This is a genomic window from Verrucomicrobiota bacterium, from assembly GCA_037139415.1.
Lineage (GTDB): Bacteria > Verrucomicrobiota > Verrucomicrobiia > Limisphaerales > Fontisphaeraceae > JBAXGN01.
On sequence record JBAXGN010000181.1, the window covers coordinates 1 to 17020 of the forward strand.

At 56.2% G+C, this 17020-nt stretch carries 13 protein-coding genes and 1 pseudogene; 5 read left to right on the forward strand and 9 right to left on the reverse strand.

Annotation, left to right across the window (positions count from 1 at the left end):
• Positions 1-57: 57 nt before the first annotated feature.
• A pseudogene (locus tag WCO56_23880) lies at positions 58-243 on the forward strand (ATP-binding protein).
• 93 nt (positions 244-336) lie between these two features.
• Positions 337-681 (forward strand): response regulator, encoded by a 345-nt coding sequence (locus tag WCO56_23885; GenBank protein MEI7732633.1) that lies wholly within the window; start codon positions 337-339, stop codon positions 679-681.
• A 27-nt stretch (positions 682-708) separates the two neighbouring features.
• Here WCO56_23885 and WCO56_23890 read toward each other — a convergent pair whose 3' ends face one another.
• From WCO56_23890 to WCO56_23905, 4 genes are all read right to left on the reverse strand, one after another.
• Positions 709-2031 carry an SGNH/GDSL hydrolase family protein gene (locus WCO56_23890; protein ID MEI7732634.1) on the reverse strand — a complete coding sequence of 441 codons (1323 nt, stop codon included), beginning with the start codon at positions 2029-2031 and terminating at the stop codon, positions 709-711.
• Positions 2032-2168: 137 nt separating this feature from the next.
• On the reverse strand, positions 2169-2801 hold the full coding sequence (locus WCO56_23895) for a redoxin domain-containing protein (GenBank protein ID MEI7732635.1): 633 nt from the start codon (positions 2799-2801) through the stop codon (positions 2169-2171).
• A gap of 171 nt (positions 2802-2972) precedes the next feature.
• Entirely contained in the window at positions 2973-3101 is a 129-nt protein-coding gene (locus WCO56_23900; GenBank protein MEI7732636.1) for a hypothetical protein, read from the reverse strand.
• A gap of 40 nt (positions 3102-3141) precedes the next feature.
• The gene (locus tag WCO56_23905) at positions 3142-4308 is read right to left on the reverse strand and encodes an alpha/beta hydrolase-fold protein (protein MEI7732637.1); all 1167 of its coding nucleotides are present in this window, start codon (positions 4306-4308) and stop codon (positions 3142-3144) included.
• A gap of 425 nt (positions 4309-4733) precedes the next feature.
• Between WCO56_23905 and WCO56_23910 the strand changes: the two genes are divergently transcribed.
• From WCO56_23910 to WCO56_23920, 3 genes are all read left to right on the forward strand, one after another.
• Positions 4734-6746 (forward strand): glycoside hydrolase family 172 protein, encoded by a 2013-nt coding sequence (locus WCO56_23910; GenBank protein MEI7732638.1) that lies wholly within the window; start codon positions 4734-4736, stop codon positions 6744-6746.
• Positions 6747-6863: 117 nt separating this feature from the next.
• Positions 6864-9107 (forward strand): DUF6259 domain-containing protein, encoded by a 2244-nt coding sequence (locus WCO56_23915; GenBank protein MEI7732639.1) that lies wholly within the window; start codon positions 6864-6866, stop codon positions 9105-9107.
• A 40-nt stretch (positions 9108-9147) separates the two neighbouring features.
• A complete protein-coding gene (locus WCO56_23920; GenBank protein ID MEI7732640.1) occupies positions 9148-9915 on the forward strand; it encodes a BPL-N domain-containing protein in 768 nt (255 codons plus the stop codon).
• Between the two features lie 258 nt (positions 9916-10173).
• Here the strand turns inward: WCO56_23920 and WCO56_23925 are convergent, their stop codons facing one another.
• The 5 genes from WCO56_23925 to WCO56_23945 all read right to left on the reverse strand — a co-directional run bounded on the left by WCO56_23925 (position 10174) and on the right by WCO56_23945 (position 16984).
• A complete protein-coding gene (locus tag WCO56_23925; GenBank protein MEI7732641.1) occupies positions 10174-10467 on the reverse strand; it encodes a type II toxin-antitoxin system RelE/ParE family toxin in 294 nt (97 codons plus the stop codon).
• A complete protein-coding gene (locus tag WCO56_23930; GenBank protein MEI7732642.1) occupies positions 10464-10886 on the reverse strand; it encodes an addiction module protein in 423 nt (140 codons plus the stop codon). The genes WCO56_23925 and WCO56_23930 overlap by 4 nt, the downstream gene beginning before the upstream one ends.
• A 109-nt stretch (positions 10887-10995) precedes the next feature.
• Complete coding sequence (locus tag WCO56_23935) at positions 10996-11307, reverse strand: hypothetical protein (GenBank protein ID MEI7732643.1); 312 nt, start codon at positions 11305-11307, stop codon at positions 10996-10998.
• A gap of 209 nt (positions 11308-11516) precedes the next feature.
• Complete coding sequence (locus tag WCO56_23940; GenBank protein MEI7732644.1) at positions 11517-12584, reverse strand: hypothetical protein; 1068 nt, start codon at positions 12582-12584, stop codon at positions 11517-11519.
• Positions 12581-16984: a DUF3883 domain-containing protein gene (locus tag WCO56_23945; protein ID MEI7732645.1), complete on the reverse strand. Its 4404-nt coding sequence runs from the start codon at positions 16982-16984 to the stop codon at positions 12581-12583. Before WCO56_23945 ends, WCO56_23940 begins: the two co-directional genes overlap by 4 nt.
• Positions 16985-17020 lie beyond the last annotated feature (36 nt).

Below are 17020 nucleotides of genomic sequence, written 5' to 3' on the forward strand. Positions count from 1 at the left end.
CCGCAGCCATAATCTGCTGGCGACAGACAATATCTATTTACGGATAAGCACTATGTCTTCCTGGAAGTCAGCGATAACGGCGACGGGATGACCCCGGAGATCATGGCCCGGATTTTCGATCCTTTCTTTACGACCAAGTTTACTGGACGCGGTCTTGGACTGGCGGCAGTACTGGGCATCGTGCGCGGCCACAAGGGAGCGCTCAAGGTCTATAGCGAGGCCGGGCGCGGCTCGACGTTTAAAATTCTGCTGCCCTGCTTGATAGGTGCCACGTCGTCGTCGACACTGGTGCCCGCCAAAGTACCGGATTGGCAGGGCAACGGTACCATCCTCGTGGTGGATGATGAAGAAACCGTGCGCGCCACCGTCGCCCGCATGTTACAGGTGCTGGGATTCAAGGTGTTGCTGGCCAACAACGGGGAAGACGGCCTGCAACAGTTTCGCGAGCATACCCAACTGATTGCGGCCGTGCTGTTGGATTTGACCATGCCCCGCCTGGATGGCGAAGCCACGTTCCGGGAAATGCGGCGCGTGAACCCCAACGTGCGCGCCGTGTTGATGAGCGGCTTCAATGAACAGGACGCCATCAGCCGGTTCGTCGGCAAAGGTCTGGCGGGCTTTGTGCAAAAGCCATTCAGACTCTCGGAACTCCGCGACACGCTGCGCCGGGTGCTCGGGTAACGTCTGCCGTTTGAGCCGGGTGGACGTTTATTCCACCAGCTCCCCAATCAACAGAATGCTCCCGGCATACCAGTTGATCCCGTCAAACCGTTTGGGATCGTTCATCTTTTCCTTGCGCTGGGACAGAATCTTGGCCTTGTCCGGCTGATCCGGAAGCACTTCCAATTTGGCGGAGTGAACCGCTTCCGGCAGGTTGGAACCGATCATGAATTTTTGCAGGCGGTGATACGTGCAATAGGAGTCGAAGCGCAAGACGGTGGAGGCTTTCTGCTCATCCAGGGTCACCCGCAATTGCCCGCAGTCCGGTCCCACCAAGTCATAAATTCCCGCCGCGATGCCTTTGAATTTGAATGACAGGGTTTCGCCGGCTTTGCCGGCCAGCCACAGCTCCGGCAACTGTTTCTGATAGCTCTGGGCCAATTTATGGGTTGCCGGATCGAGCTTCTGCCAGCCCGTACTCAGCTTGGTACGGGTCAATGGCACAATCTTGGCTGCCGCCCAATGGTCACTTACGAACGGTGCTTTCAACCCATGCGGTCCAGGCTGGCCAGTCACCCGGATTTTTTCCATCCCCCGCACCACGGCTTCCAGATACAACTGATGGCCGGTATCGGTGTACGGATGCACCGAATCCGGTGAAAACAGAATCTTGTCGCCCAGCGCCTGCTTGTCCTGGTCGGTCTTGGGCTTGCTCCCAGTAAAGATAACCTTGCCCGATTTGACCAGGCGCGCGACTTCCAGGCCCATGTGGATCGAGGGGATGGCGTAGTGATCGGCCAGCTTCTCCATCGCACTGGCGGAGCGGGGATACTTGCCGGTTTGCAGCGTTTCGAGCATGTTCCCCGCAATCGTATAAACGTAGCAGATGTCGATGTCCGGATTTTGCGTCCAAATCTGGCGAACGATGCCTTCCATGCACCGGTAAATCTGCGCGGGATCGGCTCCGCCATCATTCACGGCAAATTCCACAAAGACCAGGTCCGGATTTTTGGCGAGCACATCCTGCTGGCAACGGAAGACGCCGAGGTCGGACCCGGTGCCGCCGATGGCGGCATGGATTTCGCTGAGTTTCGCCTGGGGAAACTGGCTTTGGAACCACTTGAGTGTTTTTACACGGTAGCCGTCCTGGGCGGTGATGCTGCCGCCAAAGTAGGCGACGCGCACCTCCTTGCCCTGCTTTAGCTTGGCAAAGAAATTCGGCAACCCGCCGCGCGCATGAAACTCCACCGCCTCCACGCTGGGCGTCGCCAGTTCCGGCGGCAATTTGGATGATTCCAGGCCAAAGGCTGAGGCCGCCCCAAGAACAACCGACAGCCACCAGCATCCGATATTTGTTCGCGTGTTATTCATGGCCCTGATGATTGCGCCAAACTGCCGCCGGTGGCCAGCACAAAGCACCACGGTTTGGCGGAGATCGGTGAAATAAAAAACGGGCGTCGAAGGATCTTTGATCCATACGACGCCCGTCTGGAATTCGTTGGCGTGATTTACTGCAAGGCTTCGTACACCTTACCCACGAGCTTCTCGGAGGGGGTTAGTGTTTTGCTGCCGGGTTTCCAGCGCGCCGGGCAGGCTTCAGCCGGATGTTTGGCCAGATACGCGTTGGCTTCCATCTTCCGCAACAGTTCATCCGCATTGCGGCCCACGTTGTAAAAGTTGATTTCCGCGGAAACCAGCTTGCCTGCTGGATTGATGATAAACGTGCCGCGCAACGCCAGGCCGGTTTGTTCATCATAAACACCCAGCAGCCGGGAAAGCGTGCCGGTGGGGTCTGCCGCCATCGGGAATTTCACTTTCTCCAGCAGCTTTTCCGAATTGCGCCAGGCGAGATGCGCATACTTGGTATCCGTGCTCACCGACGCCACTTCCGCGCCCAATTTCTTGAGGGCATCGTATTTCTCGGCCAGATCGGCCAATTCCGTGGGGCACACGAACGTGAAGTCCGCTGGATAAAACACCAGGATGGTCCATTTCCCAGCCTTCTTCTGCTTGGCCAGTGATAAGGTCCCAAATTCCCCTTCGGCGGGATTATACGTTTCCAGTTCAAACGCGGGCAGTTCCGCGCCCACGTGCAACACCTGTTCGCTCTCGCAACAACAATCACCACAATTTCCACTCATGATATTTCCTTTTAATTTTTGGTTCCCGGCAATCGCTGTCGCGTCTGTACGGCACCGTTGCAACGGAAACCTCTTGTTCAGGCAGCCTTACCAAAACGGCTGCACATCATTGACGCGCTAATAAAGCCCAACTAACGCCAATGTCAAATAAGGATGCGCCCGGCGCAAGTCCTACCCCAGTTCCTTAATGGTCCATGTCGTCATCGTTTTGATGATGGCATAGGCCGCCCCGGCAATAATCGCCAAGAACACGAGGATGAGCATCACATCCACGACCCGGTCTTTGAATTTATTTTTCATCGCACCCAAACTGGCCAACAGTGCCTGACCGTAACGTAACCTAACGAAACAACAGCGGCGCAAACTCAGCCAGATTTCGCCGCCAGACCATCCACGTATGCGCCCCCGGCGTCTCGATCTCAGTCATTTTGACGCCTTTCACATTCAGCCACTCACGAAACCGGCGGTTCCCCGCCATTAACCCATCCTCCGTGCCGCACGCGATCCACAGCAGTTTGATCTGGTCGTTCAATTTTGCGTCCACGTTGGGATAGGTCTTCTCGTAATCTCCCGATGACCCGCCCGCGCTGAACGCTCCAATCCAGGCAAACCGGTCGGGGGCATTCAGCCCGATATACAACGACTCCGCCCCACCCATGGATAACCCCGCGATGGCGCGCGACTTCCGATCCGCTTGCACCCGATACTGTTTCTCCACTTGCGGGATCACTTCGCTGAACAGCGCGTCCCGGAATCGGTTATAGTTACGGTCGCGCAATTCCGGATCGCGCAACGATCCCCGGTTGCGCGCCACAATTTCGGGCGCGCCATATCCCAAGGTCATCACCACCAGCATCGGCTTGGCCTTGCCTTGGGCAATCAGGTTATCGAGGATGATGTTGGCCCGTCCCACCGCAGTCCATCCGCTCGCGTCGTCGCTATAGCCGTGGAATAAATAAAACACCGGGTATCGCTTCCGGGACGTTGGGTCATACCCGGGCGGCGTATAGACGTAATAATCGCGGTGGTCGCCGATGATGGCGGACTTGTAGAAATGATGCTGCACCACACCATGCGGAACGTCGCTGACCTCCCACGGCAACGTGGCTGGCCCGGGCACATGCAACAAGCTGTTCATCCCCAGCAGATTTGGTTTGAACAACGAATTGCCGGGATCAAGCAGACCGACCCCGTCCGCCTGAAAGGTATATCCGTACAAATCCGGATCGAGCGGTTCCGTCGTGACGCTCCAAATGCCGGAGTCGTCCTTTTGCATCGGAATGGCTTTCGCTCCCTCCCGCGATAGCATGACCGCCTTGGCGTTTGGATCGCGAAACCGGAAGGTGACCGAACGGTCGGGATTCACTTCCGGCGAGACGATTGACGGGCGCGGGGCGGTGCGCGGCGGGGTGGCGGTGGGCGGGGTGGTGGGCGGGGTGGGCTGGGCCCAAGATAGCGCGGCCAGCGAGAGCCATCCCATGCCGGACAGGAATTTGATTTTTGTCATACCCCATTCCTTCACCGGATGCGGTGCGGTTAGGGGACATTGCTTATGGCCAAGGTTCATGCGGTAATCCTAATTCCACCCCGCTTGCTGTCGAGTACATTATTGCTTCACCAAACGGAACGCCCGGCCATGGACCGCTTTCCATTTATGCCGGCTGGCCACCTCCAGGGCTGCTTAAAGCTCGGTTTGGTTCAAGAAAGTGAAGCGATTCATCCGATTCCCTCAGCCGGATAATGAAAATCCTCTCCCCGAGGGAGAGGAAACAGGTGAGGGGGTACGGAACCACAGACCCTGCCCACCTCGTAGTATTCGTAACGCACCAACGCGCTTGATGAAGCCCTGGGCCATCCCATTTTTATCGTTTTTCCCGTTTATTTCCTCCACGCGCGCGCTTAGACTGTCCACCGTAAAACAAAATCAAGCCTATGCGATATCTAGTGTGTGTGATGGCGGCACTTAGCCTGCCGGGAACGTTGTTGGCCGCAGATCAACTCAGCTACGTGGACCTCGTCAAACGCCTGACCGACCTGGAACAACTCGCCGTCCCGCCCTTGCCGGGCGAACTATGCGGCCAATGGTCCAGCTACGATCGCAGGAGCCGCTATGATGAGGCGACCGGCAAATATGTGGGCTGGGACGCCAACGGCGATGGCGGCGGTCTCATCCGCAAAGAGGGCGATCAAGTGGTGTTCGCCGAGATGGAAGGCCCCGGCTGTCTCTGGCGCATCTGGTCCGCCACACCCAAACAGGGGCGGGTGAAAATCTATCTGGATGGCGCTGCCGAACCGGCGGTGGATTTGCCGTTCGAGGATTATTTTAACGGCAAGGCGGCGCCGTTCACCCGTTCCGCGCTGGTGCATACGGTTGCCATGGGTTGGAACAATTACACGCCCATTCCTTACCAGAAATCGTGCAAGATCGTCGGGGAACCCAATTGGGGGAATTACTATCAGTTCGGCTTCAGCACCTTTCCCAAAGGCACCCGGGTGCCGACCTTCCAGCGCCAGCTATCCGCCGAGGAGAATGCCGCGCTGGATCAGGCCAACCAAATCCTCAAAGCCGGCGCCGCCAATCCCGCCGTGCATCGTCGTGACGACCTGGTGATTCAGCGGGAAGTCACCGTGGCTCCGGGCCAGACCGTTGTGGTGGCAGACATTGCCGGGGCGCGAGCCATCACCGGGTTGCGGGCGCGCCTGGACGTACCCCCCGAGGCCGAGGCGCGCACGGTGTTGCGCGAACTGGCGCTCAGCATCAAATGGGATGGCGCAACCGAGCCGTCCGTCTGGTCGCCGTTCAATGATTTCTTTGGCACCGCTGCCGGAGCGCACCCGTATCAATCATTGCCGCTCGGGCTGAACAACACCGGCTGGTGGTACAGCTACTGGTTCATGCCCTTTGGCAAGGGGGCGCTGGTGGAACTAAGCAACGCGGGCAAAGAGCCGCGCACCGTGACGTTTGAAGTGACTCACACTCCGCTCGCCAAACCTGCCGACCAATATCTGCGTTTCCACGCCAAGTGGCATCGCGACGCCTTCCTGCCCGCCGAGCCCGAGCGCAAAATTGATTGGACCATGCTCAAAACCGAAGGTGCCGGACGCTTCGTGGGCGTCATGTTGCATGTGTGGAATCCCAAGGGCAAATGGTGGGGCGAAGGCGACGAAAAGTTTTTCGTGGATGGCGAAAAGTTTCCATCCACCTTTGGCACCGGTTCGGAGGATTATTTCGGCTACGCCTGGTGCTGTCCCACGTTGTTTCAGAATTGCTACCATAACCAGACCATCTCCATGAACAATAAGGGGCATATCTCGGTGAACCGCTGGCACATCGCGGATAACGTGCCGTTCCAGAAATCGTTCGAGGGTGATATTGAGAAATATTTTCCCAACGCGCGTCCCACCCTGTACGCCTGCATCAGCTACTGGTACCTCGCCGCCGGGGGTAAAGACCCGTATCCGGTGTTGCCCATCAGTGAGCGAGTTGGATATTGGGAAGAGGTCACCGTGAATGTCGTGAAGGGCGCGCTGGAAGGCGAGTCGCTGAAAATCCTGTCAAAAACCGCCGGAAATGCGCGCGAGCAAGCGTTGGATACCTTCCCGGGCGAATGGAGCAACGGCTCACAACTCTGGTGGACCGGCGCGAAACCGGGCGACAAACTCACCCTGGCAGTGCCAGTCAAGCAAGCCGGAACCTATAAGCTCTCCGTGCAACTGACCAAAGCCAAGGATTATGGCATCGTGCAATTATCACTCGACGGAAAAAAATTGGGCGAACCCATTGACCTCTACGACCCGGAAGTGATGCCGTCCGGCGTGCTGAATTTGGGCAGCCATTCTCTGGATGCCCGGGACCACGAATTGTCCGTGGAAATCATCGGTGCCAACCCGGCGGCACTCAAGGGATACATGTTCGGCTTGGATTACGTGAAGCTCGAACCATGATTGCATCTGGGCGATTTGGAATCCGACCATAACCGCGCCTGTTTTCATGAAACAGGCTCTGAAGTTACCCCTTTTCTGAATGCCTGCTTTGTTCATTGCGTCCAACCCCTGGAAATCATGAACAAATTAATTGTGCTTCTGGCAATGGGGTTGTGGACCACTGCGAACGCTGCGGATGTCGTCGTGCTGGAAAATCGCGTGCTGCGGCTGGAATTGGGTAAGTCACCCGCGCCGTATTTGGACCGGCTCGTTCATAAGGCCAGCGGTCAAGCCGTGGTGGCCGGGCCAGCGCATAAAAATCTCTTCTCGCTCACGTTGGTGAAGGAGGATGGCAGTCCGGTGACCCTTGAAAGCACACAGGCGGGCGAATCGAACATACGCGCTGAGGGCGGCAAGGTCACCATGACTTACGGAAAGTTCCCGGGCTGCGAACTGGCGGTGGCGGTGACCGTGTTGTGCGATGAGAATAATCCGCTGACTCGCTGGTCCATCCACATTGGAAACAAGACCGGCCGCGTAATCAAGGCCCTGAAGTTTCCGCAGTTCCTGGCGGTGCCGGCCATTGGTGATGCGAACGACGATTTTCTGGTGCTGCCGGCGTTGGCTGGCACGCTCATCGAGAACCCGGCCGCCAACTGGCGCAATGGGCAGAGCGTGGCGCTCAAGTATCCGGGGAATTTGTCGGCTCAGTTTCTCGCGTTTCAGGACCCGTCGGCTGGCGTCTATCTGGCCGGGATGGATCCGGCGGGGAATCCGATGTCTTTGGCGGTGTTGAAGCAGGCCGATGGATTCCGTTGCTGGCACGAATTCACAACTGTGGGTGCGGCGGCCGATTGGCAGAGTCCGTATCCGGTGGCACTGGGGGTAACTCAGGGCACCTGGTGCGACACGGCCGATCAATACAAGCAATGGGCCATTCGCCAGCCGTGGTGCGCCCGGAAACTGGTCGAGCGGGCGGATATTCCCGCGTGGTGGAAAGCCGGTCCGGACGTGGGCGTCTTCGAAGTTCGCACCTACGATAAGACGCGGACCTGTACGGGTTCCTTCTACCCGCAACTTCATGACACCCTCCGCGCGTGGCGCACTAAGATTGACGGTCCGGTCGTGGCGATGCTCGCCGGTTGGGAGAATCACCGGCGCTGGACCGCCGGCGAGTATTTCCCGGTCTTCGACGCAGACCACGCCAAGCCGGTGTTCGCCCGGCTCCAGCAAGATGGGATTCGGCCATTCTTTTATCTATCGGGACTGTACTACACGTATCGGAATGCGGGCCGTGATGGGGGTGAGATTTCCGCCGCGCAACAGTATGCCGACGCCTATGTCCTCGACGAGAAGTCACGTCAGCCCAAGGAATATGTGCTGAACGAGTCCAACCAGGCCGGGGATTGGAAACGTCACTCTTACCAATTTTGTGTCGGCGCCCCCCAGACGGAAAAGTTTTTCTGCAACATTATTGACCAGGCCCATGCGCTTGGCGTGGACGTCTTGCAGATGGACCAGACCGTTGGCGGCGGCGGCGATGAGTGTTATTCGACCGCGCATGGCCACGCGCCCGGTGCCGGGCTTTACCAGAGCCACGCATTTGGGGAACTGCTCGATGCCATGCGCCGGCACGGCAAGAAACTTGCGCCGTATTTCGTGCTGTTCCACGAAGAAGCGCACGAGCAGTTAATTCCGCACCTCGATGGTTTTCATGTGCGCGAGTATTACGAGAAGCGCTGGTATCGCGGCTATCCCGGCGCAGTCGGCATCCCGTTGTTCGACTATCTCTATCACGAGTATGCCATCGGTTACGGGGGCGACAGCGCCGGGTTGAGCAAGGATAACAATCGTTGGAACGTCCGTTGCCATGCGCTGAACCTGCTCACGGGACGCACGCCCGGCGGCTCCTTCTGGTCGTCGCCACTGACTCTGTTGGAGGCGCATCCGGACCAGCTTGCCCTGATCCGCAACCACAGCCGGATCTTGAAGACCCGCGCCAAAGACTTCCTGATGCTGGGCCGGATGTTGCATCCCTTCGAGCTGGTAACGCCCAGGTTGCCCATTCCTGTGCCGGTTCAACGCGACGGCAAGTATGTGCGGGAGGAAATGCCAACGCCATCCATCCTCACCAGTTCATGGCAATCACCGGATCACCGGATCGGTCATCTGTTCATTAACATTGCCGAAACCCGGCAACTGTTGCAGGTGCGCCTCGATACCCGCAACGCCCCGGCTGCGAAGTCCGCCAGTGCCGAGATCTACCGTTCGACGGCCGGAGACGCTTTCCAACCGTTATGGAAAAACCTGCCGCTGCCCAAGGAGTTCGCCACCGATCTGGAACCACTCGAAGTCGTGTTCATCGAGCTGCAAACGAACTGAACTTGCTTTGAATCTTATTAAGACCAGCCGAATTGCCCTGATGAAGCGTGAGTTGGCCGCCATGATTGTCCTGGCTACGCTGGGGCTCGGTGTTGCGCACAGTCAAACTGCCGGGAACCATGCGCCGATCCGCGTTGCGTGCCTGGACGTTTACGGCACGGCCGAACGCGGTACCGGCCCCAATAACATTCAGCGCTGTCTCTCGCCCTCACCGGACTTCACTTTCCGAACGATCACTGGCGAAGATATCCGCAGCAATATCCTTTCCCAAATTGACGTGCTGATCTGTCCGGGCGGCAGCGGGTCCAAACAGAGCAAGCTGCTCGATGAAAAAGGCCGCCTCGCCGTCCAGGACTTTGTCCGGAATGGCGGCGGCTACCTTGGTTTCTGCGCGGGCGCGTATCTGGCCTCCAGCCACTACACCTGGTCGCTCGCTTTGCTTAATGCCAGAGTGGTTGATACCGAGCATTGGGCGCGGGGCATGGGTGATGTCACCCTCAAAATGACCCCTGAGGGCCGCCGACTGCTTGGCAGCACCAATGAGAGTGTCACCTGTTATTACGGGCAAGGTCCGCTTTTGGCCCCCGGCAACCACACCAACCTCCCCCCATATATCCTGCTGGCAACCTACAACTCGGAGATCGCCAAGAAAAACGCTCCTTCCGGCGTGATGATTGGCACCACGGCGATTGCCATGGGCACCTACGGGAAGGGGCGCGTTTTATGTTTCAGCCCGCATCCTGAAAAGACCAAAGGCCTGGAGGATTTCGTCCGCCGCGCGGTCCGCTGGACGGCTGGGAGGGATTAATACCATTTCCAGTTTGTAACTGCATCATTCAAACCGCTCAGGCGTACGCCTTGTCATCGTAGCGCAGGTTTCCAAACCTGCTGTGTCGCCGACTTCCCAGTCGGCTTACCTCTAATTACACAACCACTCGCTGATTCGTAATCGTGCAACTGCATGATGAAAATGGTATAAGCCGGCTGGGACGGATTAAATCAGAAGACGGGTGCCCTATAGCCTTGATTCCGATGAATTGCAGGAGGGGTAGCGGAATCGCTCGCCTCACGAGATGCGATGCCGCCAATAGCCGGGTTCACGACTCAGATGCATGATGGCCACGATGAGAATAAAAGTATCCTCTACCGTGTAAAGAATGCAGTATGGAAAACGATGCAGCAAGTAACGGTGGATATCCTCGTCAACACACCGCCATCGGTCGGGCGAGTTGCAAATTTGTTCGATTGCGGCGTCAACTTCCAAGGTGAGTTTTGCGCCAAGACCTGGAACCCGCTCATCATAATACAGCGCGGCATCCACATACTCGGTCAACGCATCAGGATGGTACGCAAAGTTCATCTTCCAACCAACTTGCGCACCATCGCTGAACCTTCTTCTCCAGGAATGGTGGCAACGGCTCCAGATCTAACCTCATCGCGCCGCCTTTTTGCAAGCGCCAGCCACGCTTTGTGGGCGCTGGTATTCTGTGAAATCGCAAGACTCTCAACGAGCCTTTCGGCAAGCTCCGCCTTGTCATTGGCCCCCAACGCAAGGGCTTGGATTTCAATTCCCTCTGACATCTTGCGTTCCGCAATACCCAGCTCGTGGTCTTTGTCAAAGGCTGCACTTAACCGGTTGGCAAGCTCCTCCGCCTCCAGTTGCAGCAAGAGTCGATTGAGCAATTCCAAATGTTGATGATCCATCTGCTCGATTTTCTCGTGCAGGACAGGCTTCAACTTGGCTGCCTCAATCGGCCTTGATTGCGACAATGTTGTCATGCTTGAAAGATAGCAGATCGCAGGGAGATTGGAAGTATTTATTAGAGCATGGCAAAAATTGTATTTTGTGCCATTGCGCCCCCTCTCGCCGGACTGGCTACGACGCCCTTCACTTCTTCCCCATCAGCTCCAGCACCGCGACTGACATTGCGGTGATGCCGGTCTTGAGCGTCGGCTCTGGGTCAGGCGCGAACAGCGACGAATGCAGCCCGGGGGCGTGGAGATGCTTGTAGAGTTCGAGGAGGGACGGGTAGCGGCGGTCCAAGTGCATGCTGATCGCGTCGCGGGTGGAGGCAGCATCGGTGCCGGCGCGCAGGCAAAGCAGGTGAGAACCAAGCACGACCAGGGCCAGAGAAAGAGCTGATCCCACTGACAGAATCCTGGTTTTACTGATACTGATTTGGTTTTTGGCACTGTTCATTGCGGTAAAGGAGCCTTGTTTTTAGCTAACCATGCGAGCGAGCCTACGCCCCCACTGGTTGGGGAATCAAGGGTGATCTTATGCCGGGAAACGGGTCGGATATTATAGTCGAACCCTATTGACTCCGGAAGCTTCCGATCAGTTGCCAGTATCCGTTCCGACTCAGGCTTCAAGTGCAAAAGACACCATTTTGAACCAGGCAAACCCCTCTAAAAGTCGCAACCATAGGGCTGAAGCGGGATTTTAATTCCATGATCAACCTGTAGCGTTCTGCAAATCCGCTCTGCTTCGCCGTGCCTATTCTGAATCACGAGCTTGGAACAACTCTGTGCTTTTTTCAGGAGGCCAAGCACCGCAACGTGGTCCATCGGGTGAAAAGAGTAACCGACAAACCGAATCTCAGTTGCGGTGGTAATCACATGTTCAGCCTGTTGCCAGACACGGGAGATGTATTCGCGAAAAACCAGTTGGTTTTGCGAGCCAGACAGCACAAAGTCTTTCTCGAACGGAAACACGATAAGGGGCGCTGGATCTCGTTCGTAGGGATTGGAGTTGTCCGCGTTCGCAAAAAACCGCTCGTCGTTGATATTCAGCACTTCGCCCGGTCTCGATCCGTCAAGATAAGGATAGTAACGCGGGCCGCCCGCCTCCTCTCGAACCCTCACTCCGATTGAGCCGTGAAGCTTAACAAAGCAGAAGCGGTCAGAGGCAAACCCGAGACCCCGCCCTGTGTTGCTGTTCAGGCCGGAGTTCAGTATGTCCTCGCCGTAGAGCAGCCCTTCGTGCTGTTCGATACGAAACATTTTGAGAAGGGCCAACTCGAACAGTCTGTCGTAATTGAAAGTCAGCAGACGACAATTTGTGTTTCGGAATCGTTGCCGCCAGTCGCTGCTTCCCGGAAAGAGCTTCAAGATGAGGCGCTGATAGCTGTCCAAAACCTTGGCCTTCGCCGCCTGCTCCAAGTGGAGAAACAACGCAGCGGTGGCAATCTTTGCGTTTAGAATTCTTCGGCTACGCACGCCATAGGCTTGCGTGGACGGCTGCCGTTGGTCGTCCAAAGCGCGGTTGTGAATTCGGAACGTCAGATCATCGAGCGTTTGAACGTTCTCGTGGCGCAAGAGCGCGACAGTTTCGTCAACGCATCGCTTCAGTTTCGGTGAATCGCCATCGAGAGTGCGGCTGAATGATTCCAACTCAGGGATAAAGCCTGCTGCCAGTGGGTAGCCGTATTTGACTGAACAACCCGCGCCGAGGATATAAATCGTGGTGGCGTTCATTGGATCGATTCCGAGTGACAGGCGTTCAAGTCAACCCAGTAGCCGGATTCACGAAAGGCGTCGTCAGGCAAATACTGGTATCGGATAATCCGCACTTTTCCTGGTGTGTCACCGGCCAAGTTTTCGACATTCCAAAGTTCCCAATGGTCTTCAGGGGGCCCTTTGGCGTGCCTCTTTGATTGCTGCCATTCTTTTTGGGTCACAAAGACCGATTTTGCCTCGCGAAGGTGAGCCTTGATTTCAATTCGCAGCACGTGGCCTGGCTTGATAGCGAGAACGTCGTACCCATGATTTCGCTTTCGCTCGTCATGGACTTTGAACCCACGCAATCCCGGAACACGCTGGAACTGTTGCAAAATGACTTGCACAGCCGCATTCTCAATCTCAGTTTTTGTAGCGTGAGAGACGCCAGCCATAGGGTGTTGCCCCTGGGTTTCTCTGTCACCAGCTTCCCCTTTCTGGGGCTCACGTCCTGGTTGTCGTCTGGTGTGTGCGTTGACGTGAATAAACTCCGCTTCAGCATCGGGTGATTTGAGTGGAGAACTGGAATTTGGTTCGCTTTCCGTAGATCGGGCCAATTGCGGTGGCTCGTTTCGATCGTCTGTCTTACCTGGAGATCGAGTAATGCCAGCATCCGGTGGGCTGCTTTCGGGTGGCGACTTTGCAGACTGTGCGTCTGACTTGAGCTGGTCACTCGCTTGGGACTCCGGCGCTGGGTTCTGTTGAGGCGTGGCGGCTACGCTGCCGCCGGAAGGCGCTTCTGGTGGGATCGGCGGACGTGATTCACGATTATCTTGATTCGTGGCCTTGGTGGTGAGTTCCACAATTTCCGACCTGTAGCCGACCGATTGCAGCCAGGCTTTTTGCTGCGGTATTAGTTCCCATTTCCGTTCAGCCAGTTCACGACGCGCGTCGACAGATTCGAGACCGAGGAGGCGATAAACAGTGTCTTCACCTTGCTTACCGTGCCGACCAAACTGCGCAGCAATGGACATGGCGGCGGCAGCCTGTTGTGCTTTCGCCGTCGCATTTTGTCGGAGACACAGCCGTTGGTCGTGACTGGACCAAAAGGCGTCGTCCTCGTCGCTTGAAACGGGCGTGGCATCACCATCAAGCCAGTATTCAATGCGTAATTCGGTGACCTGCGCTTCGTCCGTCTTCAACAATTGCTCAAGCTGTTGGCGCTTGTTGCTCCACCCGTCGGCACCGTCGGCAGCGCAAACCCAGCATAGCAACAGCTCCTTCGATGCAGGGGTGAGAAATTTTGGGTCACCGTTGGATTGCGTGACGAGTGTGTGTGCCACGCGGCTTCTGAGATTTCGGGCAAGCGACAAGCATCCCAAACTATCAAGTAACCGATTTAGCGTCGCTGAAGCGATTTCCTTTGGTTTCCAGGCAATCCGCACAACTCCTGCAAAAATCCCTTCGGCAAACGTGTCATCCGGCGCATACACAGTTCCCGGTACATCGAAGCGCCTCGCTGCAGTCCAGACCTTCAGGTGCGGTTTAATCTGAATCCACCACTCCGGTAGTTCACCTGTACTTACAACCCTCGCGAGCTTTCCGAGGATCATATTCAGACGCTTCTCAACAACATCAGGAGCGAGCAAGTCCCCGCTCGACATCTGTGCCCACACCTCGGACAGTTGCTGTTCCGGCACATCGGCGCAGACTCCAAGTTTTTCGATAAAGAATCCTCGAAGGTCCTCGTTTTCATAAGTCAGCGCCGCATAACCGAAGTATTCGTCAAACACATCACCCGCATCGTTCCAAAACACACGCTCTGCCTGCATCCACTGGGGTGTGGGACGGGCGAGGAAAATCAGTGCCTCGGTGCGAAAGATTCCAGTATCGAACTCCAGTGTTTGGAGCCGGCGGTAAATGCGAACAACCAATCCTTCATCCACGTTGCCTCCATCCCGAATTTGCCGAAGCAGGTTGATGAGCGTTGCCGCAGAGAGGCGGAGGTGAGTTCCAAGTTTTTCAAGTAATTCTGCATGTAGCTTTGACAGGCTGTAAGCAACGGAGTCGCGGAGAAATTCACGAACCTCCGGATCATTTACGAATGCTACCGGCGGCGAGACTAAGCCTTTCGTAGAGTGCAACCACGGGCGGATACGGAGCGCAGTACCTAGCTCAGACGGCAGAGTGTTTTGGTTCCCAAGCCAAGTCTTTTCATCCGTGTCGAGGGTTAAGAATCTGGCGAAAACATCAGGTTTGAACCCTCCAATCCAATGTTCCAAGGCAGCAACCTTTCGGTTCATATTCTGTGGAGCTTGTTGCAGATCCAAGTCACGAAGCCAGCGCGGACAGCCCCAATCAACTCTCCCGTCGTGGCGTCTGATTCTCGCCGGGTCGGGAACGCCGGTTGCGCCGCAAGCCATCATCAACTTACGAACCGAATCCTTTGTTGCCACTGGCTGACCACCTATGTAGGCGTCGCTCAAGAGCCAGAAATGCTGACGGTCCTGTGCGCTGATAAACACCCAGTTCCAGCCCAAATCGCCTTCAAGGCACTCAGGCGTAACCAGTTCTTTTCCCGAACGATCCTCAGAGAGTAGCACTCGTTCGTCCGCCAGTAACCAAGGCATTCGCTCTTGGAGAGTTTGACGATGTTCCTCAGGCTTGGAAATGTTAGTCGCGATGAAGTGGGTGGCTGCTACAATTCGTTTCGCCGCATGCTCGCCAGTTTGTGAACACATCCAGTTGAGCAGACTGCCAGTGATGTAAGCCTGAACCGAAAAGAGGCGTAACCCGACGACTCGTGACAACCATGCCCATGCTATTGGCTTTTGCTGAAGCCGCTTTTGAAGATCAGTATCGAAGATGTGAGCGGCTGGCCATTCAGGTGGAATCGTCAACGGTGCTTGTTGTCCTTCTGCTTGGATAAACACAGTGCGGTCTGATGGACGACGACACACACCATCCTGACAACGGAGCAAGGGAAATGACGCAACGACTTCCACTGAAACATTGTATTGAGACAGCAATTCAAACAAGGTTTCCCACCATTTGGTATCACGGGCACGCAACCAGTCGGCATCGGCGCAGATATCGAGGACTTGAGGAATTGTGAGGGTTTGGACTCCAAGCGGCTCAAGCCGCTTTCGGTGGTTCTCCAAATCTGAATGTACCAATCGGAAATCGGCCAGTCGTGAAGGAGACTCGGAAAGTAGGCGTCGAGATAACGGCTCTGCGAAATAGGCATCTGCGGGCAAAATGAAATCACCAACTTTGGTGAGGATGCACTTCTTTTCCCTTAATACGGTTTGCACCGATTCCATGAGCGGCGCAAAGAGACTCGCCCCCGGAAACAAGTCGGTCTTCACTGGAATGAAGCGATAAGCGAGTGTCCGGTGATTGGCATTGTCTCGCAGCCCGTCAAACGCTTCGACAAAAGTTGCTGCCGCAAACTTGACCAACTGCTTGTTCCATTCCGGGGTGTCGAAAATTCGCTCACGACTGGCAGGCAGGAGAAAATCGGCATTAATGAGGAACGGGAATCCTGTCCGTGCTTCAGTGGGAAGGAACGCGAATACTCGTCCATCTGTCGCGTCCGGCGTACTTAGCGGCAGCGCAACCGTGACCGACGTAGAACAGACACCTTCCCTGAGTGGTTCGTGAATATGAGAGCAGGAGTGCTCTGCTCTGTGAACAAAGTAGCTGGTCCGCGTGCCGTCGGATTCGAGGGCAACGAATCCATCCGTACCGCTTCTATGCATAGTGCGGTTCAGTCCAGTGTGGGCAGCGACCAGTTCAATGCGCTGCAACTTCCGCAAGAACAGAATGCACTCAGGTTCAACGTCGGCGAGTTGCTTGGCGACATCGACGCCGGATGATCCTCGCAACGGAAGCAGAATGGCCGTCGGAATGGATTCGGTGACGGCGGTAATCTTTTCGTCCCAATGCGGAACGATGTAGCCCAGGCCAGCGTCGCAATCGTCGCGCCGGAAGTGAAAAGAGTAACCATTGGAAATGACGTGCGGACGGTTAGAGATAAGGAAAACCGACTTAAACCCGATGCCCTTCTCGCCAATGTAGCCCTCACGATTGCCCTGCTTCGTGGAGTTCCCGATGTCGCAAAGACTCTCGACATGCTTTTTCTCGAATCCCGTCTCATCGTTCAGTACGCAGAGACAACCCTGACTTCGGGGCGTCTCCGTCGGATCATTGTTAAGTAGGACGAACTTTAGAAATCGGTCGGTATTCTCAGTGTAGCGGTTGTCATCTGCGTTCTGCGTCAGCTCGAAAACATAATGGTGCGCGTGCTCGAAGATTCCGGTGGCGAGTTGGTTCAGTGCGCGGCGGAGCCGCCCCATCAGTGGATTGTCGCCGGAGTTGTGCGTCGGACTATCCAGCCAATACTGCTCGCGGCGAATCTGCTTAGTGCTTATCCGCAAATAAAAGTTGCCTTTTTCGCCGTGCTCTGTCAATTT

What these genes read in the sequence shown, in the direction of transcription:
- WCO56_23895 (MEI7732635.1), bottom strand. Translation starts at nt 2,801, where the DNA reads ATGAGTGGAAATTGTGGTGATTGTTGTTGCGAGAGCGAACAGGTGTTG.
- WCO56_23890 (MEI7732634.1), bottom strand. Translation starts at nt 2,031, where the DNA reads ATGAATAACACGCGAACAAATATCGGATGCTGGTGGCTGTCGGTTGTT.
- WCO56_23905 (MEI7732637.1), bottom strand. Translation starts at nt 4,308, where the DNA reads ATGACAAAAATCAAATTCCTGTCCGGCATGGGATGGCTCTCGCTGGCC.
- WCO56_23935 (MEI7732643.1), bottom strand. Translation starts at nt 11,307, where the DNA reads ATGAACAGTGCCAAAAACCAAATCAGTATCAGTAAAACCAGGATTCTG.
- WCO56_23940 (MEI7732644.1), bottom strand. Translation starts at nt 12,584, where the DNA reads ATGAACGCCACCACGATTTATATCCTCGGCGCGGGTTGTTCAGTCAAA.
- WCO56_23920 (MEI7732640.1), top strand. Translation starts at nt 9,148, where the DNA reads ATGAAGCGTGAGTTGGCCGCCATGATTGTCCTGGCTACGCTGGGGCTC.
- WCO56_23900 (MEI7732636.1), bottom strand. Translation starts at nt 3,101, where the DNA reads ATGAAAAATAAATTCAAAGACCGGGTCGTGGATGTGATGCTCATCCTC.
- WCO56_23915 (MEI7732639.1), top strand. Translation starts at nt 6,864, where the DNA reads ATGAACAAATTAATTGTGCTTCTGGCAATGGGGTTGTGGACCACTGCG.
- WCO56_23910 (MEI7732638.1), top strand. Translation starts at nt 4,734, where the DNA reads ATGCGATATCTAGTGTGTGTGATGGCGGCACTTAGCCTGCCGGGAACG.
- WCO56_23930 (MEI7732642.1), bottom strand. Translation starts at nt 10,886, where the DNA reads ATGACAACATTGTCGCAATCAAGGCCGATTGAGGCAGCCAAGTTGAAG.
- WCO56_23925 (MEI7732641.1), bottom strand. Translation starts at nt 10,467, where the DNA reads ATGAACTTTGCGTACCATCCTGATGCGTTGACCGAGTATGTGGATGCC.